A 24,930-nucleotide genomic window follows, 5' to 3' on the forward strand; every position below is an offset into this window, starting at 1 on the left:
AAATTGCAGGCATGGTGCAAGTGCAGGATTCAGTTTTAGGAAAAAAGACGTTTTATAAGGATCGGTACGATCCTTCGTTGCTCTTTCCCATCGTGCGATCCGATAAGAGAAAAGAGATCGGCATTGGAACAAAGCTGCCGTTTCATGGAGAAGATGTTTGGTTTGGTTACGAGCTTTCTTGGCTAAATGCAAAGGGGAAGCCGGCGATTACGTTGGCGGTTTTTACTTTTCCTTGCGAATCATCTCATCTCATCGAGTCAAAATCGTTTAAGCTGTATTTGAATTCCTTTAATCAGACTCGGTTTGAATCTTCCGATGATGTTTTGCAAACGTTGATTGAAGATTTATCCAAGGCTTGCGGAATGGGGGTCGGAGTGCAGTTTATCGATCGATTACCGCAGAACGATTTTAAAGGGATTTCGCTTGATTTATTGGATATTGAAGCGGACACCTATCAAGTCGATCCTTCCCTTTTGAAATGCGGAGGAGACCATGTGCAGGAGTCTATCCATACTAATTTGTTCAAATCTAATTGTTTAGTCACAGGTCAGCCTGACTGGGCATCATTGTTTATTCATTACCAAGGCCCACATATCGATCATGAATGTTTGCTTAGATATATTGTTTCCTACCGCCAGCATTTGGAGTTTCACGAGCAATGTATTGAAAGAATATTCATAGATCTTATGCGTGAGTGCTGCTGTGAAAAATTAACCGTTTTTGGCAAGTTTACCAGAAGAGGGGGTTTGGATATTAATCCATTCCGATCGAACTTTGAGCAGTCTTTGCCTCATTTCCAAACTGCTCGCCAATGAACCTATCCTTAAAGTATAAGAGTATGCGATGAGTTTATGGAATTTGTTTCCTTGGGGGAATCGGGCGGAGCCGTCGCCTCAGGAGATTCGAATCCCGCAGTTTGTCAAAGATCATGTGTATCTGACTGTTTCGGGAAGTTTGGCTTTGATTAAGGGTCCCAAAACCTTAGTTTTAGGTGGGGCTGGCGCTTTGTTTTGCAAGTTGGTGCAGTCTAGCAGAGTCTCTTCTCAAACTAAGCCGCTTGTCGACAGAGTTGTCGAGGTGATTCAGCCTGTTGTTGACGCCCCGATGACAACTGCTGATTTAGTGGCTCTTTGTGCTTGTATGATGTTTGATGATTTTGCTCCTTTTGCAACGGCATGGATCGGATTTACAGCAACTCTGATCCTTTTAGCCAAGCAGAATAGGGATTAATGAGCCGATTTTTTCAGAGGCGGCTATTTATAGAAACGATGCCGCTGGCGTAGAGCCATTGATTATTTTTCTTTAGAAAGCGGCTTTTTTCTGTAAACGAGATGTCTTGTCCATTTTGGCTGAGGGTAGCCTTGAAAGTTACGAAGGCTTCATTTTTTTTTTTCTGTGAAGGTGAAAATTTCCAATCCAATGAATTGCGTATGAATGGAGAAGGCCTGTAGTTCTTTTGTCCATTTTTTCTGATTGGATTGATAGGCAGGGTTATCGGGGTGGGTTGTTTTAATGATGTAATCGGGAAGGTTGAGTGCGTAGGCGGCGTATCGGGAGCGCATAAGTACTCGAGCGTTGGTTGCGGGTTTCCCTTGATGCAGGGGATGGCAACATCTTTCATAAGAGAGTCCGCTGTGACACGGGCAGGGTTTAGGCATAGAAGATAGCATATTCTTTTCTCTTTTAAATTTCATGAGAATTTGGTAGACTTCATTCCAATATTAGCCGATGTGGCGGAATTGGTAGACGCGGTGGATTCAAAATCCACTCTTGGCAACAAGGTTACGGTTCGAGTCCGTACATCGGCACTTCACCGGACAAATCCTCTTTGAAGAGACTTTGTCCGGTTTTTTTATTTTGTAACTCTCTGAATCAGAAAAGACGCTTAGATCAGGCTCTTCGATGCTTTTTAAAACATGATACTTGACTCTTCCTTGGTTTTTGTTTTAATTGACGACACTATCTAGTTGTATATTTGAACCCCTCATTGTTGTTGAGGAAAGGAAGAGGCTAACGTATAAGCATAAGAGATAATGATTTTCCATCCTTGGTCTTTCTGCTTGCAAAAAACATCCAATCCTTTTTCTTTTACTCTCTCAATCAGTTCGAAGTTTTTGTCAAAGACTTCTAAAGTCCAGATCAGCCTTACGATAGCTAAGTCTTCTACGGTAATGATTTGCTCAATTTCAGGCAGCTGATAACGGTATATCTTATTTGGGTCGGACAAGGATTCCGAAAGTTTTTGGCACATTCCTTCAAAATCTCTGTCGGGAGCTCCAGGATAGCTGGCAACTAAACTCGGAGAAAACAGCTCGCAAACAGCCGGAATATTTTTTTGATTAAAATCTTTTGGCCACTTTTGCAGAAGTTCCAAAATTTCAGCATGCGATTGAGGTGTGTCGTGATGCTCTAAAGCCGAAATGCTGTTTAGGCTCAAGTACATAGTAACAAGGGAAAAAAACAGAGATTTCACACTTGGCTCCTTGGTCTATTTTTAGATAGATATTTTCGATTCACCCTTGTATCCAAGAAGAGATTTAAGTTACACTGTTTTGATTGCTAACTGCAATGTTTAAAATAAAGGAATCCTATGTACCTAGAAGATTTTAACGAATTCAAAGAAACTTTAAATTCTTTTCATCAAACGCTGCGAAATGGTGTGGAAAATGACTCAGAATATGAAGGAGAAGCGGATGAATTACTCGGTTCTCTTGAAAGAGTTCAGGAAAAAATTAAGTCGATCGAAAATATTGACCAACTAAAAGAAACTGTCGGTCCATTCGGTTGGGACTTTTTACAAGTTTATCTTGCAATTGATGAGATCATGGCAATGGATGACGAAGACTTTGATTTCGAAGAAAACGAAGAGAACGCTTCTGTATAAAAGAAGGGGCTTTGCCCCTTCTTTAAACCTGTGATTGCGACTTAATCCCCCTGACAAACATCTGATAGCTGAACGTCATCTTTTTCATTTTGCTCCTCGGGAATGTAGGAACATTCCCTTCGTCACAAACTAAAAAATCTGCCGTCCATCTACAGCGTTTATCAGGGGATTAGGTCGCAATCACAGGTTAAAATCTTAAATAATTTTTGTAAGCTTTATCCCAGCTGTAAATGACCCTTTCTTTCGAATCAGGGTCGTATCTGACTTGCACGGCGATGTAAGGAAATGGGTGGCGGTTGTCGAAATTCCTTCCCTCGTTTTGTTTGAAAAGTTTGATATAAATCTCTTTGTTGTACCACGGTTTGGTTATGACACCTGTGTCATCCTTTTCATAACGTTGGAATTGACGGAAATCTTCATCTTGATGGTTTTTGTAGTAATCCATTAAAAGCTGGATAACTCTTTCCGGAGATTCCTCCAACCCTTTTACATAGAAGGACACCTCAGCTCCTACCTGATGTTTGGAGTAGAGGTTGCTTTTCGAAGAATCGACATATTGATTGTGCTCCGGACATCGGTGTCCTGAGGTGATCACGACTTTTTTTCCGGTCTCTGCCTGGATATGGTTCATTAAGGAAATAAGGATAGGCTGAACAAACTCTAAGCCGTCTTTTAACGGGAGGCTGTGCTTTTCAGCTCCTCCGCAATCGGTGATCCGTTCAAGCTGTCCATTCCGTTCGATCATTTTTTCAGGATTTAACAGGCTGCCGTTGCAACGGAAGTACTCTTTTGTAATTTTCGGAAGGTTTCCGACTAAACCTTCTTCCCATGGATAAAGAGGGGAAGGCTGGTAACGGGGAGGATCCAGGACTATGCTAACTTCATGGCTAAGCCTTGTGATCTGTTTTCCTTTATTCGCTCTTGCCGAATCCTTTTCCTTATCAAAGCATCCGGATAGGAAAAGAGAGAAGATTGTGAAAAACCCAAAGATGGGTGCATAATTGCGGGACATTGGATTTATACCGATCATGATGAAGAGTTAAAATTTGAATATGGGAATACGTTCTCAAAAGGAAAATCATAATGGAATGGACTAAAGATTATCAATTATTTCTCTTTGATTTTGACGGCCTGTTGGTCAATACGGAAGAGATCCACTATCAGGCATATAAAAAAATGTGCAGGGACCGAGGATTTGAATTGCCATGGGATTTTTCGAGATATTGCCAGGTGGCACATTATCATCAGGAAACTCTAAGAAGAGAGTTAATGCAATCGGTTCCTGGGTTGGAGAGAATGGAATCTGATTGGGAAGTTCTCTACCAAGAGAAAAAACAGGCAATGGTCGAGCTGCTAAGCAAAGGAAGTGTGACGATGATGCCAGGAGCTGAAAAGCTTTTAAGGGTGCTGGATCAAGAAGGAATCGAACGGTGCGTGGTGACGCATTCTCCCCTCGAGCAAATTGAATTGATTAAGCAGGGAAATCCGATACTTTTCTCAATTCCCCACTGGTTTACAAGGGAGAGCTACACTAAGGCAAAGCCAGATCCGGAATGTTATCTGAATGCGATTGAAAAGCTGTGTCCGGAGGAAGGAAAGGTGATTGGATTCGAAGATACCCCCAGAGGGATGCAAGCGTTGATGGAGACCCCCGCTGAAGCGGTTATGATTACTCAAGTCAACTATCCTGAACAGGAAACGTTTGTCAGCAGAGGGGCTAAGCTCTTTAACTCTTTAGCGGATTGGATACATAGTCGATCCTGACGAGAAAAAGACCTTTTGCAGGAGCTGCCCGCCCTGCATTTCTCCGGTCTTTTGATTCAAGGATTTTTTTGATCTCTTCAGGACTCAGTTTTCCTTTTGCAACATCGATTAGCGTGCCGGTCATGTTGCGCACCATCTTGTACAGAAAGCTTTCCCCTTCAAATTCCAGCCTCATGCCGATTCTTTCCGGAACAACGGAAATCCTTTTTAACGTTCGTATAGGATTTTTCTTTGCTGCGCCCTGGTTCGCCTCATTTGCGAAAGCAGAAAAATTGTGTGTTCCTATCAAGTAGGAAATCCCTTTTTTAAGCAATTCCATATTTAAAGAATTTGTAATATTCCAGCTGTATTGCTTCTCAAAAGGGTCCTGCACAGGTCCTAGATTCAAATGGTAGTAATAGATCTTATTGGTTGCACTGTAGCGTGCATGGAAATCCAGTGGAACCTCTTCCACATCCATGATTCGAATATCCTTAGGAAGAAGTCCATTGAGGGAGAGTCGAAGAAGGGAAGGGTTGAAAGGTGCCTCTACTTTAAAGTGCGCAACTTGCCCGATTGCATGCACCCCGGCATCTGTTCTTCCTGCTCCTGTTAAGGAGGTGCGGGTTTTTGTCAGCACTTTTAACTTTTCCTCCAAGACTTCCTGGATCGAAAGGGCATTGGGCTGCATTTGCCAACCGCTATACTGGGTGCCGTCGTATGCGATGATCAACTTGTATTTTTTCATGCCAAATAGTCGTTCCAATAATTAGCCATGACCTCTTTTCTTGGTCCTTTGAAGTGGAGGATTTTTTTATCAGGCTTAAAGTCAACCCATTCTCCTTGCGCTTCTATGGCATAATTATACTCAGAAGATGGAAGCAAGGCAATCTCGGCTCCTTCATAGATGAGATGATTGGGGAAAGCATTGTGCACTTTTTTAGGCACAAGGAGTTTGTTGAGGGAAGATTGAAACCCTCCCCATTCCTTGTATTCGGAATAATTCTCTAAGTAGCAGGAGTGGACGGTTTCCAAGAAATTGATCGCTTTGGTAAATCCTTCAGGGTGGATTCCTATAAAACCTCCATTAATGGGAGCTGGATGCAGGCCGCCTTCAAAAGACTTTCGATAGATAAGCGCCAAGTCAAAATTTTCCTTAAAAAGAAGCTCAATCGATTCTTGAAAAAGAAGATCGTAATCGCAAAATACAATAGGTTCTGAGGCAGTTGCTGTTTTTAAAAACTGTTGCTGCGCAATCAATCGCATGTATGCAGGCTGCTCAGGATCGACATCATAGCGGATCACTTCAACGCCTTCCATGATTTCAACAGGGGTATTTAGGTCAGTCAGCAGGATCAGTTTCGAGCGGGGATGGCAACGCTTAATTGATTGAAAACAAAAAGAGATTTCGTTGTCGACATTGAAGGGAAATCGCCTATCTAGATCTTTGAGATCAGGAAAAAATTTGCCGAATTTCTTTAAAAATGTTTTGCCAATCAGGGTGTAATAAATGGCAAAAATCATCAATTTTCCTTAAGGGTAAATTCTGTGATTTCTGGAGTTGAGAATAGCCGAAACGGCATGACCGAGCCTGTCCCGCGATTGACATACAGCCATTTTTTTCCTAATGAAAACAATCCTCTTTTGTATTGCGGCTGTTCCATTAAGGTAAAATGGTTCCATATCCATGGCAGGTTGACTTGGGCTCCGTGAGTATGGCCTGAAAGGATGAGATCTCCTGGAAACGCTTCCAAAAGAGGAATGCTGTCGGGATTATGAGAGAGGACAATTCCAGGAGCTTCAGCTTGATAATTGCTAAATGCTTTCTCAGGCAAGCAGCGGCCGAGCATGTATTCGCCTAATCCAGTCACGTTTAAGTCCTTTCCATTAATGGAAAGGACTTCTGTATGGTTGTTGAGAACTTTAAATGGAGTCTTTTCAAGAGTTTGCAGCAGTTCTGGATTGATCGGAATTTGTTTGACTGGCTTGCTGACCTTTCCCACAGGGTATTGAGGAGAGAAAAGTCTTTTGAAGCCTTGCTTGATCATTGATATCCGAAGTTCGTCAACATCATAAACTCCTTCATGATTGATAGAAACGGGTTGGTCGTAATCATGGTTTCCCATGATGGCAAAGCAGCCATAAACTGCCTTCAGACGGTTTAAAGTGGCGACCAACCTTTCTTTGTCTTCCATTTTGCAGCTGCAGAGGAAATCGCCGGTAAAAACGAGAATGTCGGGGTGTAGCAGATTGATTCTCTCCACAAGTTTGTCTAAGAAGTTTTGAGGAACTTTTCGACTCAGGTGAAGGTCGCTGAACTGTACAATTTTTGTTCCGCTAAGGGCAGGGGATAGGTTCGGGATGGGGAGGGTCAACTTGGTTGTTTTCAGAAGGCGCGGTTCGATAAACCTTGGCCAAATGCCCAAGACGGAACCGATACACCAAAGATCCCAAATTCGATCGGATAAATGTTGTTTCTTGGATTTTGCCATAGTTGAATACTGTGGAAGCTAAATGCTTCCACAGAGAGAAAGAAGTGTGTTTTATTTAGCACCCGCCGCTTCAGCTTCGTGCAGATGTTTAGAAACTTTGCTGGTCATTTTGAACATATCGATCGCTTGTGTGGAACCGAACACTTTCGCAAGCTTTTGATCAGGCACGATGTTTCTTTTGTTGTTTGGATCTTGCAGCTTGTTTTTCTTAATGTAGTCCCAAAGTTTTTTGGTGACTTCTGTACGAGCCATAGGTCCTTTGCCGACAATTTCGGCAAGAGCGTCGCTAACGCCTACAGGCTTCATGAACGCTGATGGTTTTTTTTGTTTTGTCATTGTTATTCTCCTTATTTTGAATCATGATCCGTCATAACGGACTTTTTTATCGTTTCCTCTAATTAATAGTCAAAGGATATCCCTGATAAAAAGGAAATTTTCTGCCCTTAAAGATAGCACAGATTTCTTTTTTATTGATTGCTCTTTCTTAAACCTATCCGTATATTGCTATTTACCAGGTTCATGAACTCAGGATTAGCATGATAGACAATCAACGGCTTGCCAGCTTGTCAAAATTACTCGCTGCTGCACAAGATGCTGATCAAAGGGTGCGCATCCTTCGCCAAAATTTAAACGTTCAAGAATATCTATCGGCAGCTAAACCTATTAATGACTGTCTTGTCCAAATGGATGGAGATTCCCAGGTCTCCCTATTATCTGTAATCGCTATCGGTGAAGGGGAAGTTGTTTTTCAGAATTGGCAGAGTGAGGCAGATTTGGCCGGTCAATTGAAAAAGCTGGCCGGCCAGCTTAATCAAGTTGAGCAGTTTTACCGCAGAATTGGAGGGGTCGTTGGTTATCACAATGCAGTTCTTGAATTAATCCGCGGATCTATTGATAAAAAAATTGAAAATTCATGCTTTTTGCAGCCTCCTGAGACAAGGATTGACAAGGGCTTTCTCGGAAGGGAAAGCTTTGTCAAGCGCGGAATCGAGGGAATGGAGCAGCTGGCAGAAATTTACGCGGTCGGAGGTGCTGGAGACCGCTTGAACTTGATGGATCATGAAAATGGCGAACCTCTTCCTGCAGCCGAGCTCCGTTTTGGAGGCATCACTCTTTTGGAGTGGTTGATCAGGGATTTAAAAGGGAGGGAATTCCTCTATGAACGGATCACTGGAAAGCCGATCGAGATTCCAATTGTGTTGATGACCTCCATGGAAAAAGATAATGACCGCAGAATTCGGGAAATTCTTGAAAGGCATCGCTGGTTTGAGCGTTCTCAAAATTCTTTTTATTTGATTATTCAACCGCTTGTTCCCGTTGTGACGGTTGAAGGGCATTGGGTGATGTCTGCTTCTTTTGACCTCTATAAGAAACCAGGGGGGCACGGAGTTCTATGGAAGTTGATGGAAGATCAGGGAGCTTTTGACTGGTTGCGCGAAAAAGGAAAGGAAAAAGCTCTTGTCAGGCAGATCAATAATCCTCTAGCCGGAGAGGATGACGGTTTATTTGCTTTCACAGGAGTGGGTTTGCAAGGGGATAAAGCGTTTGGTTTTGCCTCTTGTCCTCGGAAAGTCAATGCTTCCGAAGGAATGAATGTGTTGATCAAGTCAGAAAAGGAGAGTGGCAGCAGCTCTTACAGATTAACCAATGTCGAATATACCGATTTTAAGAAGTACGGAATCGAGGATATTCCAGAAAGAGAGGGAAGTCCTTATTCTCTTTTTCCAGCGAATACCAATATCCTTTTTGTCGATTTATCCGAAGTGCGTTCTCGAGCAAAGGAATATCCGGTTCCCGGCATGTTAATTAACCTAAAGTCCACAGCTTTGTACAGGTCGCCTGATGGGACGGCTCGCACCTTGAGAGCAGGAAGGCTGGAATCTACGATGCAAAATATCGCGGATGTTATTCCGTTTGATGCTGAGGAGCCGGAACATCAACCGGTTTACCTGACTTACAATGAACGGGAAAAAACGGTGGGATCAGTGAAGCAGGCTTTCGATCCCAATCGAGATGTGGAAGAGACGCCGGAGTTTTGCTACTACAAAATCTTGCTGCTGCATCGAGAGTTGCTGGCAAATGATTGCGGAGTGAAAGTGCCAAAGCTTGTGGATAAGGAAGAGTACTTGAAGATAGGTCCCAACTTGATTTTTTTATATACTCCTTCCCTGGGTCCCAACTATGCTTTGATTGCGAAAAAAATTCGTGGAGGAGAAATTTCCGATGATTCGGAAATGCACATCCAACTAGCTGACGTAGAGATCGACAACCTTCGCCTGGAAGGATCTTTATCGATCAGAGGAGAGAGCGGGCGTGCATTTTGCCGCTTGAAGAACGTTGCAGTAAAAAATAGGGGAATCGATCGGCAAAAGACTAGGGATTACTGGAAAAACGATCCGGTAAGGCATGAATTGCTAGAAATTTTCTTTGAAGGGAAAGGAGAGTTTATTGCTGAACAGGTTGTTTTCCATGGACAGCAACGCATTGTGATTCCCGATGGGGTTTGTGTCACAGCTTCAGAAGAGGGCAGTGAAATCACTCTTAAGAAAACACCTCTAAAAAGAGCGGCTAAAGTGTGGAAAATGCGGTTTGACAATGATGAGAAGATCATTGCTGAGATCTCTTGAACCCCTGATTGCGTCCTAATCCCCTGATAAACATCTGCCGTCCATCTACAGCGTTTGTCAGGGGATTAGGACGCAATCAGGGGTTGAAGAAAAATGGAAGAGCATAAGGGCTCTTCCAAAAAAAATGGACTAAATCAACGGAGCGTGAAATCCTATGGCGTAGCCGTATCCAAGAATGATTCCAGTTCCAATAGCTGTCACGATGGAAGCTGCCTGTAATGAAGCAGAAACCCACTTTTTCTCGTGATTGGTATGTGCTGCGTATCCAAGAGCAAGGCTTGATGCACCGAGAACAAGTCCCATTCCTGGAGCCGTTTTTAGAAAATCAGTTGTTCGGATCGCGAGATTTTTAAGAAATGGAAACACTGTGTTCCACGCTGTTTTGATCAATTCTGAGAATTTGTCGAAACCTTTAGTGATTTGGTGTCCTGCCCAAGCGGCCGCATTCTTGATTGGTGTAAAAACCTTTGCAGCAGCTTCACTAATTCCACTTTGAATAGATCCAATTGTCATAAGGATATCCTCCTATATTTTAAAAAAGCCATTTAATATTGTTCTTATATAGTACGAACCTATCCGAATAAAAGGATTTAATCATGCTTGGCGTTTTTTTTCAGGGCGTGCCCACACACCTTTCCGTTATTTTTCCTCGATCTGCATATTCATCTAATTGAGGAAACGCCTTAGAAAGAAAAATCGAAATTCGCCTAAAAAGATTCAAAGATCGACCATTTCTCGATTTTTTCCTTATAAGTGAATCCTTTATTCGGATAGGCTCTCTATCAACGACTAGAGATTTCAAAATAGAACTCGATAATCATTTTTGTCTATAATTTCTAAATAATCTCGAAATTATAGCAAATATACTGGCGATTTGTATTTTTTGCAATATACAAGTGGAAAATTGACAAAAACAATGGATGAAGATAAAATTATATCTTAAAACATAATATTTTTTGAAGTTAAGGTAAGGCTGTAGGGCCGATTTTTTTTAGGAGTCTTTGAATCATGAAACTGGATAAGAGTACATCTTCATTAGTAGTTGGGCTAGCATTGTTTGCCATGTTTTTCGGTTCAGGGAATTTGATCTATCCTCTGTTTGTTGGACAATTCGCACAAGATCAGTGGGTGACGATGGGTACAGGCTTTTTGTTGACGGCAGTCCTAATGCCTTTTCTTGGTGTTGTCGCTATGGTTGCCTATGAAGGATGCTATGCGAGTTTTTTCAACACGATCGGGCGTGTTCCGGGCTTTATCTTTAGAACGTTTCTATTGACGATTTGGATCCCTTTGGGGTCTGCTCCAAGATGCATGACCTTGGCATTTGCCAGCATGAAATCCTATTTCGCTTATATGCCGCCGCTTTGGATGTTTAGCCTGATTTATAGCGCACTAATTTTTGTGATTGTCGTAAAAAAACTGGGAATTCTTGACATCTTGGGAAAATGGATCACGCCTCTTCTTTTGGGCAGCATCGCTTGCGTTTTTTACCAGGGATTCACGTCTTTTTCTACTCCTTCCAGTGTTCAAGAAGTTAAGGACGGACTATTCTTTTCAGGCATTATCGAAGGCTACAACACGATGGACTTGATTGCCTCTTTTTTCTTCTCGGCATCTGTGATCCATATCATTAATTCCTCTGGAAGCACGATGAAACAGGCATTAAAACTTGTTGTGCGTTCGTCTGTAATCGGTATCGTTGTCTTAGCTGGTGTTTACGTGAGCTTGATTGCTGTTTCGGCCAGGCATGCAGGTTTACTGGAGGGGATTCCGAAAGACGAAGCTCTTGCTTACTTGGCACAAGTCTTGATGGGGCCGGCCTGGTCTTTCGCTGCGATTCTGGCCATTCTCCTTGCATGCTTTTCCACATCGATTGCCCTGATTTTGGTTTATACAGACTACTTGCATGATGAAGTACTGAAGAAAACGCAGCACCCTATTCTTTCCGTTATCATTGCTTTGGCAATCACTTATGTCATGTCGTTGTTCGGGCTGGAGGGGATTACGATGGTCACAGCTCCTGTGTTCAAAATTTGCTATCCCCTTCTGATTTGCCTGATCGTATGGAATGTGTGCGGGAAGCTTTTTTTTCAGAAAAAGGACAATGAACAGGTATACTCTAACAATTAAATCAGACAGAAGAAAGACAGATGACAAACGAACCTCAGAAAATTGACGTCAAAGACTTGGAAAAGAGAATCCTTCATATGTGGAGGTATCTTTGACATCCCTAAAAAAGAAAAACGGGTAGGCGAACTGCAGCTAAGTATGGAGGCTGCCGGCTTTTGGGATGATCCCGATGCCGCACAACAGGTAATTACCGAAATAAACTCCCTGAAACAGTGGACAATTCCTTGCAAAGAGCTCAAACGGCGGTTAGAAGATGTTAAGGAGCTTCAGCCCGAAGCTGAGGAGGCAGGTGACGAAGGTTTACTCGCGGATCTGAATCAGGAGCTTTTCCGCATCGAAAATGAATTGGGAGAGCTTGAGATACGCCGCATGCTGTCTGGAGAACTCGACAACAAAAATTGTTATCTAAGCATTAATGCAGGAGCGGGAGGAACCGAGGCGTGCGACTGGGTAGAGATGTTGTCGCGCATGTACCAGCGATGGTGCGATAAGAGGAAGTGGAAGTGCGAAGTGGTCGATATGGTTCCAGGAGAAGTGGCGGGAACTAAGAGTGTGACATTAAAGATGACCGGAAACTTTGCCTTTGGCTATTCAAAGGCCGAAAAGGGGGTGCATAGACTTGTGCGCATTTCGCCCTTCGACAGCGGTAGCCGCAGGCACACTAGTTTCGCATCTGTCGATGTCACTCCAGAAATTACTGATGATATCCAAATTGAGATCAATCCGGATGACATTAGAATTGATACATTTCGGGCGTCTGGAGCCGGAGGGCAGCATGTCAACGTCACGGATTCTGCAGTCAGAATGACTCACATTCCAACAGGAGTGGTTGTTTCCTGCCAATCGCAGCGCAGCCAGAACCAGAATAAGGAAGCCTGCTTTAAGATTTTGAAATCTAAACTCTACGAAATGGAAGTGATGGAGAGAGAAAAGAAAATCAAAGAGTTAGGGGGAGAAAAGATGGATATTGGCTGGGGCAGCCAGATTAGGAATTACGTTTTTCACCCCTATAGTCTTGTGAAAGATACCCGAACTAAAGTAGAATCAGCAAATGTGCAGGCAGTGATGGATGGCAGTCTAGATCTGTTTGTGAATGCTTATTTGAAAGAATTTGGTTAACCGCGATGACAATAGAAAAAAAAGAAATCGAAGGGTTGGATTTTCGCTACACGCAAAACAGCGATGCGAATTTTTTGAAAGATTGGCTGATGGATCCGTCAGTTGCTAAATGGTTTCCGATGGCGGATGAAGTGGAGATCGACGATGCTGTTAGTCGTTGGGTTGGATTTAGCCGATACCGATGCAGCATCACCGCCGAGATGCATGGGAAACCGTGCGGGATCTCAACTCTCTATTTACAGCCGTATAAAAAGTTAGCTCATCAGTGCGAATTTGGAATCATTGTCGGACCCGGGTACCGTGCTCAAGGGATCGGCGCTCAGCTTATATTAACTTTAATAGAATTAGCACGGGAAAGATTTAAAATAGAGCTTCTCCACCTACAGGTTTATGCAGAAAACCCTGCTAAGCGCCTGTATGAAAGGATGGGGTTTAAAGAATTCGGACGTCAGGATGAATGGATTAAAGAGGCGGATGGTTCGTACACCGGCCGCATTTTCATGGAAAGACGCCTTTAAATAATTATCGTTGTTCTTAATGAATCAAAATTTTTTTCTGGCTGATTTTCAACGCGAGCTTGAGCAGGCTTTGCGTAAAAGTGTCAAGCTTCGGATCAATAATAATCGATCGACGATGTTGAGTGTCAAATGGGAACCGGATTGCACGAAGGTTTCCATGCATCGGTTTTTTCTCGATGCTCCGAAGAATATCATGGATGACCTAGCATGCTATATTAAGAAAGAGTCGAAACAGTTGACTCCGGACGTGAAATCTTTCATGGAAGATAGAATCAACCGGCTTGACTACACTCACGAGTTGGGAAAAGTGAAGCTGAATTCGGCTGGCAGCATCTATAATTTGCGACAATTAATGGACCAGGTGAACCGGCAGTATTTTGAGAATCAGCTGGATTTGAACATTACCTGGTTTGAACAGCAGCGAAAAAAATTCAGATCGCAATTTACATTTGGTCTTTATCATCAACCTTTGCGCTTGGTAAAAATCAATCGGTTGTTGGATAGGGTGGATGTTCCGGAATACCTTTTGTCTTTTGTGATCTATCATGAGATGCTTCACTGTGTATTTCCCAGCTACTGCGATGGAGCTGGCAGAAGGAAAGTGCATCATCATCAGTTTAAAACAATGGAAAGGAAATTTCATGCGTACGATCACGCCATGGAGTGGATCGAATTAAATCGTGAACGATTGATTAGAATGAGGTAAATAATGGCAGGACATAGCAAATGGGCAAACATCAAACATAAAAAGGCGCGCGTTGATGCTAAAAAGGGCAAAATTTTTTCCCGTGTGGCGAAAGAAATTATCAGTGCAGTTAAAGTCGGAGGGCCTGACCCCAAAGCGAATCCCCGATTGAGGCTGGTTTTGCAAAAAGCCAAATCGCAGAATGTGCCCAATGACATTATTGATAGAAACATCAAAAAAGCAACGGATGCAGATCAAGCAGATTTCGATGAGTTGACTTACGAGCTCTATGGCCATGGGGGCGTAGGAATTATTTGCGACGTGATGACAGATAATAAAAACCGCTTGGCGTCTGAAATGAGGATAGCCACAAATAAAAAAGGGGGATCGATTGCGACTCCGGGATCGGTTTCGTTCAACTTTGACAGAAAAGGGGTGATCCAGATGGCTCTGGATCACGCAGTCGAAGAGGAGCTGTTCAATGCTTCCATCGAAGCTGGAGCGGAAGAATTTGAAAAAGAGGAGGGGATGTTTGTCATCACGACAGATCCTACCATGCTCTATGAGGTCAAAGAGGCAATCGAAAAGCTGGGATTTAAATGCGATGAGGCTTCTTTGGAGATGATTCCAAAAGTTTCTGTTGAATGCGATGTTGAAACTGCCAAGTCCAATCTGGAATTGATTGAATGGTTGGAGGAGATCGATGATGTTGATGTCGTTTATCACAATATGATCCTTCCCGATGAGCTTCAATAGATCCCGTTTAACGCGTGAACAGCTTCTAGCTATCGCCGGAAGGTATGCGGATCTTCCAGGGACATCTCTTTTTTATTCTGGCGGCTCTTTTGATTCTGCGCAAAAGTCTTTTCTGTGTTTGTTTCCGATTAGAAAAGTATCAGCTTCAAGTGACACTCCCTGGAATTTAGCTTTGCCGTTTTCAGGGAAGCCTTATCCTGAATGGACGGGATTTTTCTCTTACGAAATGGGAGCTTTCAGCGATCCTGATAAGAGCATTCCTCATTTTCAAAGCGAACTTCCCTATGCAGTGTTTTATCAACCTTCGGTCGTTCTTGAGGTTGATCATCAGACGGATGCTTTGCATGTGCATGGCGATCGAGAGTTTCCACTTGCAGACTTTCAAGAAAAACCTCCGCAGCCGTTTGCATTGCGTATGACTCAGAAAGGGGAGGGCAAGGGATGTTATATTGAAAAAATCCATGCTGCCAAGGAGTTGATCAAGAAGGGAGAGATTTATCAGGTCAATCTTTCTCAGGAATTTCTTTTTGAAGGATGCGCAGATCCTTTTCAATTATTTAAGACCGTTGCAGCGCTCAATCCCGCACCTTTCATGGCATATATAAGGCTTGAAGATCACGCCATCATTTCCTCTTCTCCTGAGCGTTTTCTACAAAAAAGAGGCAATGTCCTCGAAACGCGTCCGATCAAAGGAACATCTAAAAGGGGAAGCTCTCCCGAAGAGGATCTGCAGAGCAAGGAGGAGCTGTTGTCATCCCCTAAAGAGAAGGCTGAGCTTTTGATGATCACAGATTTAATGCGCAATGATCTTGGCCGTGTTAGCTTGTTGGGAAGTGTTAAAACGGAAAAAATTTGGCATTTGGAGAGTTATGCCAATGTTCACCACATGATTTCGATAATCAGATCGCTGGAAGATCCTAAATATAGACCTCTCGAAATCCTTCGAGCCTGCTTCCCTGGGGGATCGATCACAGGATGCCCAAAGCTTAGAGCCATGGAGGCAATCCATCAACTGGAGCAAAGAGCTCGCGGGATCTACACAGGATCGATCGGCTACTTCACCGGTTTAGGCGATTTTGACTTTAATATTGCTATTCGCACAATGCTTTGGAACAGAAAGGAGATCAGCGTCCAGCTTGGAGGTGGGATTGTCTTCGACTCTGTTCCAGAGAAAGAGTATGAAGAGACCTTGTACAAAGGGGAGTCCTTATTTCATTCTCTCTTGACCCAATATTAAACAATAAAATAAAGATAGAGGAATGACTAGTGCGTTATTAAGTGCAGCTGAAGCGGCGTTGGCGTTGAACGACGCTGTAGAGGAAGAGACTGGAGAGGCGTCCGGCTCTTTAAATGGAAGAGTTGTCACTCATTGGTCATATAAGCTTTTTATTGCTGGAACAGTTGTTGGAGTGGTCGTTGCAGTTGCTTGCTATGCGATTGGTATGCACGCCATTGCTATTTTCGGAGCCTTTCTTGCTGTCACCAATGGATTCGCTGCTTTTTATATCAAAAAATTTGCTGTTCTTAAAACCCTTGAAGATTATACCGGCAAGCTTGCTAAAAAAGTGAATGATTTAAAAGAGGTGAATCAAGACCTGGAAAAGGTAAATGGCGGTTTGCAGCAGATCCCGAGCGATTGGAGAGCGGAAATACAAAAGGGAAAACGGGAAATTGAGCGCAAAACCCGTCAGCTCAAAGATGTTTCCGAGAAATTGCAAGCAACTGAAAGAAAATTGCAGAAGTTAGCGGGGATCACTTGTGAGATTCAGAAAAGGACCGGAGAGCTCTCTGAGGCTGCAGTTAAATTCAGCAAGGAAAACCAGCTGTTTGGCGAAAAGGTGGAACGGCTGGAAGAAGGGGTGAAAAAGGTGGAAAAATACAATGTTCGCCTAGCTGATCTTATTATGGAAACAGACGTGAATACAGATGCCTATGAAAAGCTGAATCAACAATTTTCTGGACAACTGCAAATGCAGAGCGACCTATTTGGGTTAATGAAAGATCTATATATCAAAGCTCAAAAACGGATGAAGGATCTGGAAGCTCAGGTTGATGAATTGGGAGTCGTGATTCCTAAAGCAGTAAAAGCTGCAGAAGAGGCGAAACAGGTGCGCTTGGAAATGAAGCAGCTGCGGCAAGAGTATGAGCAGGTTGTCAATAAACTGGAAGCAACCGTTCACACAGTGGAGCGGTATCAGAAGTACAAAGAAGGCTATAAAGAATTGAAAGAATTGAAAAAAAGTGAAAAATGGCCGGAGATTGAACGTTTGTTAAAACTATAGGAGAATGTCGAGATGTTACCAGTGGAAAGTCGCGATATAGAGTTAGGTATCATTCCTCCTTCCGACGATGTGTTGGAATCTTCCAGTGCTCCTCTTGAAGAGCGCAATCAAAATTTTTGCGGCCGGATTGTTAAGGATTGGACGCAAGTCGTTGGCGGTTTTTTGACTTTAGCGGGTCTTGTTGGCGGCGGAGTGGGAGTCGGGTTAGAGGATTACCGCGTGATGCTGGGGGCTTCTGTAGTTATTCTTGCCAGCTCGGTGCTGTTATGCGCACGCATTAGCTGCTTAAAGCCTGAAAAAGAGTTAGAAAGGCAGGTTGCGTATTTCAGTGGAGAGGTAGATCGGCTGACACGCAACGAAGCTGAGCTAAAGACAAGTCGGGATGAACTCCGGAAAGTTTTGGGAGAAGCGGAAACGAGCATTCAAGAGTTAGCGTTGGCCATGAAAGTACCTGTGGATGAAATTGAAGGATTATCAGGGAAATTTGAAGCGATTGAAGAAAAACTGCATGTTTTGATCGATCTTTATCACCGCTACAAGGCTGTTGCAAAGGCTTTTAAAGATGACCTTGCGATTTTTAGAAAGAGCCAAAAAATCGCAGATGAAAATCTCTCCCGTTTAGGTGAAGAGACAAAAAAGATCAGCAGCTTTGAAGAGGAACTCGAAGAGTACCAGAAGGCAAAAGAGTTTCACCGGCAAAAGAATGAGGAGTTACAGGAGATTCTTTCAAGTTTTCAAGAGGATTTTGTCGATGTGCAAAAGCGCTTTCTTCTGATGAGAGGAGAATTAGAAGAGCTTAAACAACATGTTTTGAAGCTTGATGAGGTTGATGACAAATTCTCTTCGGGCGGTGCTGATTTTGAAGAAGGAATCGGTCAAGCGCGTTCCGAGCTGCTTCCCAAGTTAAAGGAGATCGTTGAACGTTTGGACAAAGCTGTAAAAGAATTAGGTGATGATTGACTTGGGTAATTTTAAATCATGAATGTGTTTTAGCGGATCGAGCATCTATTTCCATCAAGGACAGAGGATTTTTGTTTGGAGATGGTGTATTCACATCGGTAAAAGTGGAAAACGGCCGGTTGCTTCATTGGGATAGGCACTGCGAAAGAGTGACCGCTCAATGCGAAGCGCTCCATATCCAGCCTCCTGACATCAAGCAATCAAAAGTTGAGGAACTCATCGAGCGCAATGGGGCTGAGCAGGGGGTGTGGAAACTAAAAATAGTGATCACTGGCGGCATTGATTCAAGGCTTTCCCTTCCAACCCGTACATACGGGACGTATTTGGTCACTTTGGAAAAATATGAAATGCCGGAAGGGAAAGCGAAGTTGTGCCGCTATCCTTATCCGATTGAATCGCCGGCCTCTTCATTAAAAACGTTGGCATATCTGCCTCGATTGATGGTGAAACAGTATGCTCTTGAGCGAGGGTTCGATGATGCTGTTGTTTGTTCTTCCGAAGGGTGGGTGTTGGAAAGCGCCTTTTCTAATCTTTACTGGGAAGAGGGAGGAGCTGTGTTCACACCAATGTCCACTCTGCCGCTATTGGCAGGAACCTATCTCACTTCCATCGATCACTTAAAGGAAGAGCGGATCACTTATGAACAGCTGAAAGAAAAGCAGGCTGTCTTTATTTGTAATGCCATGGGATCGCGTTTAAGCGAGATCATATAGTAGCTCCTAAAAAAATATTCCTTGCAAGACAAACAAATTTTTTCGTGTAAAGTTTGCATTTTCAAAATCGGACCAGATGAAAATGCGCAAACTCTCTTTTTTACTCCTCCTCTTCCTTTCCACCCTCTATGCATCCGACAACGAGATCCCCGGGCGTCTGTCAGCCGACCAGCAGCCGCAGGCAGTCGTTGCAGGCTGCGTCAACACTGTTTCCGGCAGCTTTTTCTTTTCCGAAACCGACCTTCCAGCAGCAGGCCTTGGCACCCTTCAGCTCGTGCGCAGCTATGACAGCGGCAATGGCGGCAAAGGCTTTTTCGGCAAAGGAATGTCCCACACCTTTCCCACCAACCTCTGGATCAGAGAAAAAAAAGATCAAATCAAAGCCGCCCTTTCGACAAGCGAATCCTCAGAGATCCCCTATGAAGGGAAAGCTGGCGGCACCTTCTCTATCCCTTTCGATTTTAGGGAAGAATCCGGCTACACCGGCTCGATCAATCCCTTAAACCGCTTAGAGCCGCACCTAGGGCACATCCACATCAGCGGAGGCCAAGGCAAATGGAGAGCCCGGCTCTCCAACGGAGCCTTAAGACACTTTATACATAAAAAAGATCGCGACAACCGCCTCACGCTAGAAGAGCTCCCTAACGGACAAACCTTTCACTATCTCTATCCCTCTGATTCCATGTCCGTTTTTCAAAAAGATGCCGACGGCAGCCGCTTGTCCTCTTTATTCATCCTAAACGGAGACACGAAATACGCCAGCCTCGATAAACAAAAATACTGCACCTACCACTTCGATTCCAGAAAACGCCTAAAGGCAGTCGAAGCCGGCCACCTTCCCGCCCAAGGCTACGAATACAACAGAGCCGGCAAACTCTGCAAACTCTGGAAAGGAGGATCCGAGCAGCTCAAAATCGAGTACTTCAAAACAGACAAGCACCACAAAGGGAAAGTCAAAAACATCCAGCGTCCCAAAAGGTATGGCGGCCATGAAAAACTCTACACCTTTTCCTATAAAAAAGATCAAACCATCGTCACCTGTCCCCTTGGAAATGCGCAGATTTTCAACTACCACAACCGCAGAATCACCCAATTTGAAGACTGCGCAGCCAACAGATGCTGGAAATACCGCTACACCCCCCTTGCCGACATCCGAAGCCTTGCACTATTTGAAACCTCCACAAACACCTGCCTCCACTACATCAGCTACACCTACGATAAAAACGGCAACCCCTTAAGCAAAAAAACATACGGACAGATCACAGGCAATCAGGACAGCGCCGTCGCATTTCCCAACCAGGATCAGCCCCATCAAGAAACCGCATTCGAGTACTCGGAAGAGAACCGCTTAACCAAAGAGATCAAGCCAAACGGCACAGAAATCCACTACACCTACCATCCCGGCACCTCGCTTGTCCAATCCAAACAAATCATCAGCCAAGGCGTCTGCCAGCTCAGAGAGTTTTACACCTATAACAGCGCAGGATTTACAACAGAGATCATCGAAGACGACGGCAGCGGATCAGAGGCTGACGACCTTACGAACGCCACCTATCGCCTCAAAACCGTCAACACCTACGAAAAACTCCTGCCCCTCTCCACCTCTAAGCTTTACCAGGACCCCCAAACAAAAGAGTGGATCCTTCTTTCCCGCAAAGAAAACCACTACGACCACCTCAACCGGCCCATCGAACAAAGAACCTACGACGCCGGGGGAAGCCATGCCTACTCCACCCATACAGAATACGACGCCCACAACAACATCACCTCCCAGATCAACCCCTTAGGCGAACTCACCCTCTATACCTACGACCACCTCGACAGAAAAACCTCCGAAGAGCACTTCGGCACAGGAAAAATCACCCGTTTCCACTACAACAGATACAACCAGCTCATCAAAGAAACAGAAGAACATGCAGATGGCGAAACCCTTATCACCACCCATACCTATGATTTAGCCGGCAACCGCAAAAGAACAACCGACCCTTACGGCAACAAAACCATCTTTATCTATGACCAAAGCAGTCGCCTGATCTCCACCATCGACCCCTCAGGCAATCAAGAGACAACCACCTACGACATCTTCAATCATCCCATCATCGCCACAGATAAAAACGGCCATCAGACCCATAGAAGCTATAACATCTTCGGCCAGGTGCTCACCACCGCCCACCCCGACGGCACCTTTACCTGCAACCAGTACCGCCTCGATAGCACCCTCCATATCAAAACAGAAGCAGACGGATCCTATACCGAATACACCTACGACTATTTAGACCGCGTCATCAAAGAAGAGATCTTCAGCCCCGAGGGGAAAAGCCTTGCCGTTTCCACCAAGCATTATAAAGGAAAAAACCTCATTTTCGAAATCGATGCCCGAGGCATCAAAACCACATACACCCATGACCCCGCCGGCCGAAAAACCTCCATGCAAAGAGGCAGCCGCCTCGAAGAATACAGCTACGATTCCTTAGGCAGACTCTATTGCACCAAAACCCAAGACCGCATCGAGATCAAAGAGTTTGACAATTTAGACCGCGTCATCGAAGAAAGAGTCGAAGACCGTCAAAAGCTCCTGCGCAAGAAAACCCTTGCCTATGACCGCTTTGGCAACATCTGCCTGGAGCGTCAATACACCTCTTTAACAGAGTATTCAGAAATCCGCACCCTTTATAACTCCCATAACCTCATCGCATCCACTATCGATCCCCAAGGAAACGAAACCACCTATCACTACCTCTTTGATGACCAATTCACAAAAATACGGATCGACCCCTTAGGGCAAGAGCAGTGGGAGACATTCGACTGGAGCGGCAACTGCATCCGCAAAGAGATCCGCTTCTTTGGCAACGTATACGCCGGCCAGCGCAACCACTACGACCCCGTCGGCAACCTCATCAAGCAGATCCACGACATTTACATCGATACCGAGAAAACCGGCGAATACGTCATCGAGTGGCAATACAATGAAGTCGGACAGGTCGTCAAAGAAACCGAACAGAACCTAAAAACCACCGAGACCTACTATTTCCTTGGGAAAAAAACATGCGAAATCAAACCCGGAGGCGCCTCTCTTTGCTACGCCTACGATCATTTTGGCAGAGTGTCCGAGCTCTTTTCCTCCGACAGCACCATCCATTATCAATACCGCTACGACCCCGTCGGCAACCTCACTTCCTCAGAAGACCTCGTCAACCAAACCCTGCTTGAAAGAGAGTATGACGAGAACAACAACATCACCAAAGAGCGCCTGCCCAACGGGTATGAAAGCCGCTTTGACTACGACAGCCAAAACAGGCTCACTAAAATCATCCTTCCCGATCTCTCCGAAGTGCACTACATCTGGAATGCTGCCGATTTAATCGCCGTTAAGCGAGGAGATCAAGAGCATCGCTATACACTCGACTTAGCCGGCAACATCATCCAAGAAACCGGTTTTCACGGAGAGGTCGTTGACTACACCTACGATCCTAACCAGCGGATCACCTCCATTGTCTCAAAAAACTTTAAGCAGCACCTCGCCTTTGACGCCGTCGGCAATCTTGTCGAAGACAACGAGGAAGCGTATACCTACGATTTCCTCTATCAGCTCACCTCCGATCAAAACACCCATTACAAGTACGATTCGCTGAACAACCGCCTAGAGAAAGACAGCCTCTCCTATTCGCACACCCCCCTGCAGCAGGTGGCCTTCGACGGGGAGTCTGAGTATGCCTACGATGGCGACGGCAACCGAATCGTCAAAGGGAACACTTGCTATCAGTATGACGCTTTAAACCGTCTGATTGAAGCAGACGGCATCCGCTACAGCTACGACTCCTTCGGCCGTTTAATGAGCCGTAGCAACGAGTGCTTTTTTTACTACAAGAACTACGACCTCGGAAATCCCGATGCCTTAAGGTTGATCGGCAGGTCGACAATCGGGATCGAGACCTCTCAAGGACTTTTTTCCGCCCTTTGCGATTATCGGGGAAGTGTGTGCGTCATTTTGGATGAGGCGTTGAACAAAAGGGCAGAGTATCGCTACTCAGCTTTTGGCGAAACCGAAGCAACAGGAGATTTTCACTCTCCCTGGCAGTTTTATTCGCAGCGTGCAGATGCGGAGACAGGGTTTTTGCATTTTTAAAAAAGAGTTTACGACCCTGCCATCGGTCAATGGCTGACTCCCGATCCTCTAGGCTTTGCAGACGGCCCCAATCTCTATGCCTATGTGCACAGCAACCCCTTAAGGTTTTGCGATCCGTACGGTTTGTCGATGAAGGAATTTTTCAAGGGGTTTGCAGCATCGGCAGCTCAAGTAGGGGCGGCGTGTGTGGTTAAGTGGGCAATTGTCGGGGCTGTAACATTTGCTTGTCCTCCGGCAGGAGCTGCCGTGTCGTCTGCAATGACGGCGTACTCAGTGGGGATGACGGCATACAGCGTAGGGAAATGTGCGTATGACAACTACGATACGTTGCAGGAGATAGGAGACGCTGCACTCGCGGGCGACTTGGGACAGATTGCAGCATGGGGGATCGATGCGGTTTGCAGTATGTCTTATGAGCAGCTGGGGAGCCTGGCTTTCGATGCGGTGTCGATCGCAGCTCCTGTAGCCAGGGCAAAAGGGGCGAAGGCTGTGGCAGATGCCAAGGCTGCATCTGTAGCAGCGAGTGCTGAAAAGGTGGCGAAAGTTGCGCCGGTTGTTGGTTCTACAAAAAATTCTTTGCCTACTAAGTTGGATTTAGATGCATTGTCAAAAGCAGGGCAAGAATGGGATAGAGGAGGATTGACACGAGCTGGAAGGGCTTTGGATAAACATGGGAATAGGTCTGGAAGTGTTTTTCCTAGAGCTTTTGGTAATCCTGAATTTAAAAATGTACAAGGACAGTTTCATTTGGATGATATTTTAACTCATCCAGAGTCAAAATTTATTAATTGTGGTTTAAAAGGATTTGAAATCTACTCTCCTGATGGAAGAGGTGCATATTTTTATAAAGATGGGACATTTAGGGGATTCCTTAAATATAGAGAACTAGGAGATTGATATGGGAAAATTTAGAATCCGTGAATGTAGTGATTTAGATTATGATGGAATGGTAGTGGATATTATCTATGATGACAAATGGTTAGCTACTCTAAGTTGTGATGGCGGTTTTGATAAAACGGTTATAAAATTTTTTTGTGACAATAACGAAAATCCTTCTTGGGAATTTAACTTTTTTGAATTTATTCAAGTTTTAAATAATTCAATTAAAATTCTGAAAGAAATAAATAATTTAGATTAAATGATGAAGGTTTAACCGATGGATGTATCCAGAGATATCTGTTAGCCTTTGCAGACGGTCCCAATCTCTATGCCTATGTGCACAACAACCCCTTAAGGTTTTGCGATCCGTACGGTTTGTCGATGAAGGAATTTTTCAAGGGGTTTGCAGCATCGGCAGCTCAAGTAGGGGCGGCGTGTGTGGCCAAGTGGGCAGTTGTCGGAGCGGTGACAGCGGTTTGCTCCCCGGCAGGTGCTGCGCTGGGGTCTGCGTTGACAGCGTACTCGGTGGGGATGACGGCATACAGCGTAGGGAAATGTGCGTATGACAACTACGATACGTTGCAGGAGATAGGAGACGCTGCACTCGCGGGCGATCTAGGACAGATTGCAGCATGGGGGATCGATGCGGTTTGCAGCATGTCTTATGAGCAGCTGGGAAGCTTGGCTTTCGATGCCTTGTCGATCGCAGCTCCTGTAGCCAGGGTAAAAGGTGCGAAGGCTGCATCTGTAGCGGCGAAAGTTTATATGGTTGTTGGTACTACAAAAAAATCTTTACCCACTAAGTTGGATTTAGATGCATTGTCAAGAGCAGGGCAAAAATGGGATAGAGGATGATTGACACGATCTGGAAGAGTTTTGAATAAGAGGAATCGATTAGGAAATGTTTTTCTCAATTTTTTTGAAATATTGAAAAATATTTTTTAAATTTAGAAGAGAATGGACGCATTAGAAATTTATCTGCTTCGCCGAAAAACATGGACGCATACTGTAGATAG

25 protein-coding genes, 1 tRNA gene and 2 pseudogenes are annotated in these 24,930 nt (G+C 44.5%); 20 read left to right on the plus strand and 8 right to left on the minus strand.

Features of this window, described 5'->3' with window-relative positions; genetic code table 11:
* Positions 1-14: 14 nt before the first annotated feature.
* Both queF and WCW_RS01760 read left to right on the plus strand, forming a co-directional pair.
* Positions 15-815 carry an NADPH-dependent 7-cyano-7-deazaguanine reductase QueF gene (queF, locus tag WCW_RS01755; RefSeq protein WP_143876392.1) on the plus strand — a complete coding sequence of 267 codons (801 nt, stop codon included), beginning with the start codon at positions 15-17 and terminating at the stop codon, positions 813-815.
* A gap of 28 nt (positions 816-843) precedes the next feature.
* A complete protein-coding gene (locus WCW_RS01760; protein ID WP_013181467.1) occupies positions 844-1,230 on the plus strand; it encodes a hypothetical protein in 387 nt (128 codons plus the stop codon).
* 13 nt (positions 1,231-1,243) lie between these two features.
* Here WCW_RS01760 and WCW_RS10495 read toward each other — a convergent pair.
* A pseudogene (locus WCW_RS10495) lies at positions 1,244-1,694 on the minus strand (YchJ family protein).
* 30 nt (positions 1,695-1,724) lie between these two features.
* On the opposite strand from WCW_RS10495, the gene WCW_RS01770 reads away from it, so the two are divergent.
* Positions 1,725-1,808, plus strand: a tRNA-Leu gene (locus WCW_RS01770).
* Positions 1,809-1,984: 176 nt separating this feature from the next.
* On the opposite strand, the gene WCW_RS01775 is transcribed toward WCW_RS01770, so the two are convergent.
* On the minus strand, positions 1,985-2,473 hold the full coding sequence (locus WCW_RS01775; RefSeq protein WP_013181470.1) for a YybH family protein: 489 nt from the start codon (positions 2,471-2,473) through the stop codon (positions 1,985-1,987).
* Between the two features lie 117 nt (positions 2,474-2,590).
* Between WCW_RS01775 and WCW_RS01780 the strand changes: the two genes are divergently transcribed.
* A complete protein-coding gene (locus WCW_RS01780) occupies positions 2,591-2,884 on the plus strand; it encodes a hypothetical protein (RefSeq protein WP_013181471.1) in 294 nt (97 codons plus the stop codon).
* A gap of 187 nt (positions 2,885-3,071) precedes the next feature.
* On the opposite strand, the gene WCW_RS01785 is transcribed toward WCW_RS01780, so the two are convergent.
* Positions 3,072-3,896 (minus strand): D-Ala-D-Ala carboxypeptidase family metallohydrolase, encoded by an 825-nt coding sequence (locus tag WCW_RS01785; RefSeq protein ID WP_041941463.1) that lies wholly within the window; start codon positions 3,894-3,896, stop codon positions 3,072-3,074.
* A 71-nt stretch (positions 3,897-3,967) separates the two neighbouring features.
* On the opposite strand from WCW_RS01785, the gene WCW_RS01790 reads away from it, so the two are divergent.
* Positions 3,968-4,648 (plus strand): HAD family hydrolase, encoded by a 681-nt coding sequence (locus WCW_RS01790; protein ID WP_013181473.1) that lies wholly within the window; start codon positions 3,968-3,970, stop codon positions 4,646-4,648.
* On the opposite strand, the gene truA is transcribed toward WCW_RS01790, so the two are convergent.
* From truA to WCW_RS01810, 4 genes are read right to left on the minus strand one after another with little or no spacing between them, the layout of a single operon-like run.
* Entirely contained in the window at positions 4,611-5,375 is a 765-nt protein-coding gene (gene truA / locus WCW_RS01795) for a tRNA pseudouridine(38-40) synthase TruA (protein ID WP_013181474.1), read from the minus strand. The genes WCW_RS01790 and truA overlap by 38 nt on opposite strands.
* Complete coding sequence (locus WCW_RS01800; RefSeq protein ID WP_013181475.1) at positions 5,372-6,151, minus strand: hypothetical protein; 780 nt, start codon at positions 6,149-6,151, stop codon at positions 5,372-5,374. Before WCW_RS01800 ends, truA begins: the two co-directional genes overlap by 4 nt.
* Positions 6,151-7,119, minus strand: coding sequence for a UDP-2,3-diacylglucosamine diphosphatase LpxG (gene lpxG, locus WCW_RS01805; protein WP_013181476.1), 969 nt, complete (start codon positions 7,117-7,119; stop codon positions 6,151-6,153). The genes WCW_RS01800 and lpxG overlap by 1 nt, the downstream gene beginning before the upstream one ends.
* Positions 7,120-7,170: 51 nt before the next feature.
* Positions 7,171-7,455 (minus strand): SWIB/MDM2 domain-containing protein, encoded by a 285-nt coding sequence (locus WCW_RS01810; protein WP_013181477.1) that lies wholly within the window; start codon positions 7,453-7,455, stop codon positions 7,171-7,173.
* A gap of 200 nt (positions 7,456-7,655) precedes the next feature.
* Between WCW_RS01810 and WCW_RS01815 the strand changes: the two genes are divergently transcribed.
* Entirely contained in the window at positions 7,656-9,746 is a 2,091-nt protein-coding gene (locus WCW_RS01815; RefSeq protein ID WP_013181478.1) for a UTP--glucose-1-phosphate uridylyltransferase, read from the plus strand.
* 129 nt (positions 9,747-9,875) lie between these two features.
* Here the strand turns inward: WCW_RS01815 and WCW_RS01820 are convergent, their stop codons facing one another.
* On the minus strand, positions 9,876-10,259 hold the full coding sequence (locus WCW_RS01820) for a hypothetical protein (protein ID WP_013181480.1): 384 nt from the start codon (positions 10,257-10,259) through the stop codon (positions 9,876-9,878).
* 495 nt (positions 10,260-10,754) lie between these two features.
* Here WCW_RS01820 and WCW_RS01825 point away from each other — a divergent pair, with 495 nt between their 5' ends.
* The 14 genes and pseudogenes from WCW_RS01825 (at position 10,755) to WCW_RS01885 (ending at position 24,769) form a co-directional block, all read left to right on the plus strand.
* Positions 10,755-11,876, plus strand: a complete 1,122-nt coding sequence (locus WCW_RS01825) for a branched-chain amino acid transport system II carrier protein (RefSeq protein ID WP_013181481.1) — start codon at positions 10,755-10,757, stop codon at positions 11,874-11,876.
* Positions 11,877-11,918: 42 nt separating this feature from the next.
* The gene (gene prfB / locus WCW_RS01830; protein WP_041941464.1) at positions 11,919-12,995 is read left to right on the plus strand and encodes a peptide chain release factor 2; all 1,077 of its coding nucleotides are present in this window, start codon (positions 11,919-11,921) and stop codon (positions 12,993-12,995) included.
* A gap of 5 nt (positions 12,996-13,000) precedes the next feature.
* Positions 13,001-13,513 (plus strand): GNAT family N-acetyltransferase, encoded by a 513-nt coding sequence (locus WCW_RS01835; protein WP_013181483.1) that lies wholly within the window; start codon positions 13,001-13,003, stop codon positions 13,511-13,513.
* 19 nt (positions 13,514-13,532) lie between these two features.
* Positions 13,533-14,219 carry a hypothetical protein gene (locus WCW_RS01840; RefSeq protein ID WP_013181484.1) on the plus strand — a complete coding sequence of 229 codons (687 nt, stop codon included), beginning with the start codon at positions 13,533-13,535 and terminating at the stop codon, positions 14,217-14,219.
* Positions 14,220-14,222: 3 nt separating this feature from the next.
* Positions 14,223-14,954, plus strand: coding sequence for a YebC/PmpR family DNA-binding transcriptional regulator (locus WCW_RS01845; protein ID WP_013181485.1), 732 nt, complete (start codon positions 14,223-14,225; stop codon positions 14,952-14,954).
* Positions 14,941-16,191: an anthranilate synthase component I family protein gene (locus tag WCW_RS01850; RefSeq protein ID WP_013181486.1), complete on the plus strand. Its 1,251-nt coding sequence runs from the start codon at positions 14,941-14,943 to the stop codon at positions 16,189-16,191. The genes WCW_RS01845 and WCW_RS01850 overlap by 14 nt, the downstream gene beginning before the upstream one ends.
* Positions 16,192-16,213: 22 nt before the next feature.
* Positions 16,214-17,236 carry a hypothetical protein gene (locus WCW_RS01855; protein ID WP_013181487.1) on the plus strand — a complete coding sequence of 341 codons (1,023 nt, stop codon included), beginning with the start codon at positions 16,214-16,216 and terminating at the stop codon, positions 17,234-17,236.
* 12 nt (positions 17,237-17,248) lie between these two features.
* Complete coding sequence (locus WCW_RS01860) at positions 17,249-18,196, plus strand: hypothetical protein (RefSeq protein WP_013181488.1); 948 nt, start codon at positions 17,249-17,251, stop codon at positions 18,194-18,196.
* A complete protein-coding gene (locus tag WCW_RS01865) occupies positions 18,193-18,909 on the plus strand; it encodes an aminotransferase class IV (RefSeq protein ID WP_041941465.1) in 717 nt (238 codons plus the stop codon). Before WCW_RS01860 ends, WCW_RS01865 begins: the two co-directional genes overlap by 4 nt.
* A gap of 76 nt (positions 18,910-18,985) precedes the next feature.
* Positions 18,986-23,035 (plus strand): DUF6531 domain-containing protein, encoded by a 4,050-nt coding sequence (locus WCW_RS01870; RefSeq protein ID WP_013181490.1) that lies wholly within the window; start codon positions 18,986-18,988, stop codon positions 23,033-23,035.
* 15 nt (positions 23,036-23,050) lie between these two features.
* Positions 23,051-23,149 (plus strand): annotated as a pseudogene (locus WCW_RS10375) (RHS repeat-associated core domain-containing protein); the annotation flags it as partial.
* A 15-nt stretch (positions 23,150-23,164) separates the two neighbouring features.
* The gene (locus WCW_RS10380) at positions 23,165-23,932 is read left to right on the plus strand and encodes a hypothetical protein (protein ID WP_013181491.1); all 768 of its coding nucleotides are present in this window, start codon (positions 23,165-23,167) and stop codon (positions 23,930-23,932) included.
* Position 23,933: 1 nt separating this feature from the next.
* Complete coding sequence (locus WCW_RS01880; RefSeq protein WP_041941467.1) at positions 23,934-24,173, plus strand: hypothetical protein; 240 nt, start codon at positions 23,934-23,936, stop codon at positions 24,171-24,173.
* A gap of 122 nt (positions 24,174-24,295) precedes the next feature.
* Positions 24,296-24,769, plus strand: coding sequence for a hypothetical protein (locus WCW_RS01885; protein ID WP_013181493.1), 474 nt, complete (start codon positions 24,296-24,298; stop codon positions 24,767-24,769).
* The last annotated feature ends 161 nt before the right edge of the window (positions 24,770-24,930 follow it).

The sequence above is a fragment of the Waddlia chondrophila WSU 86-1044 genome (assembly GCF_000092785.1).
GTDB lineage: Bacteria > Chlamydiota > Chlamydiia > Chlamydiales > Waddliaceae > Waddlia > Waddlia chondrophila.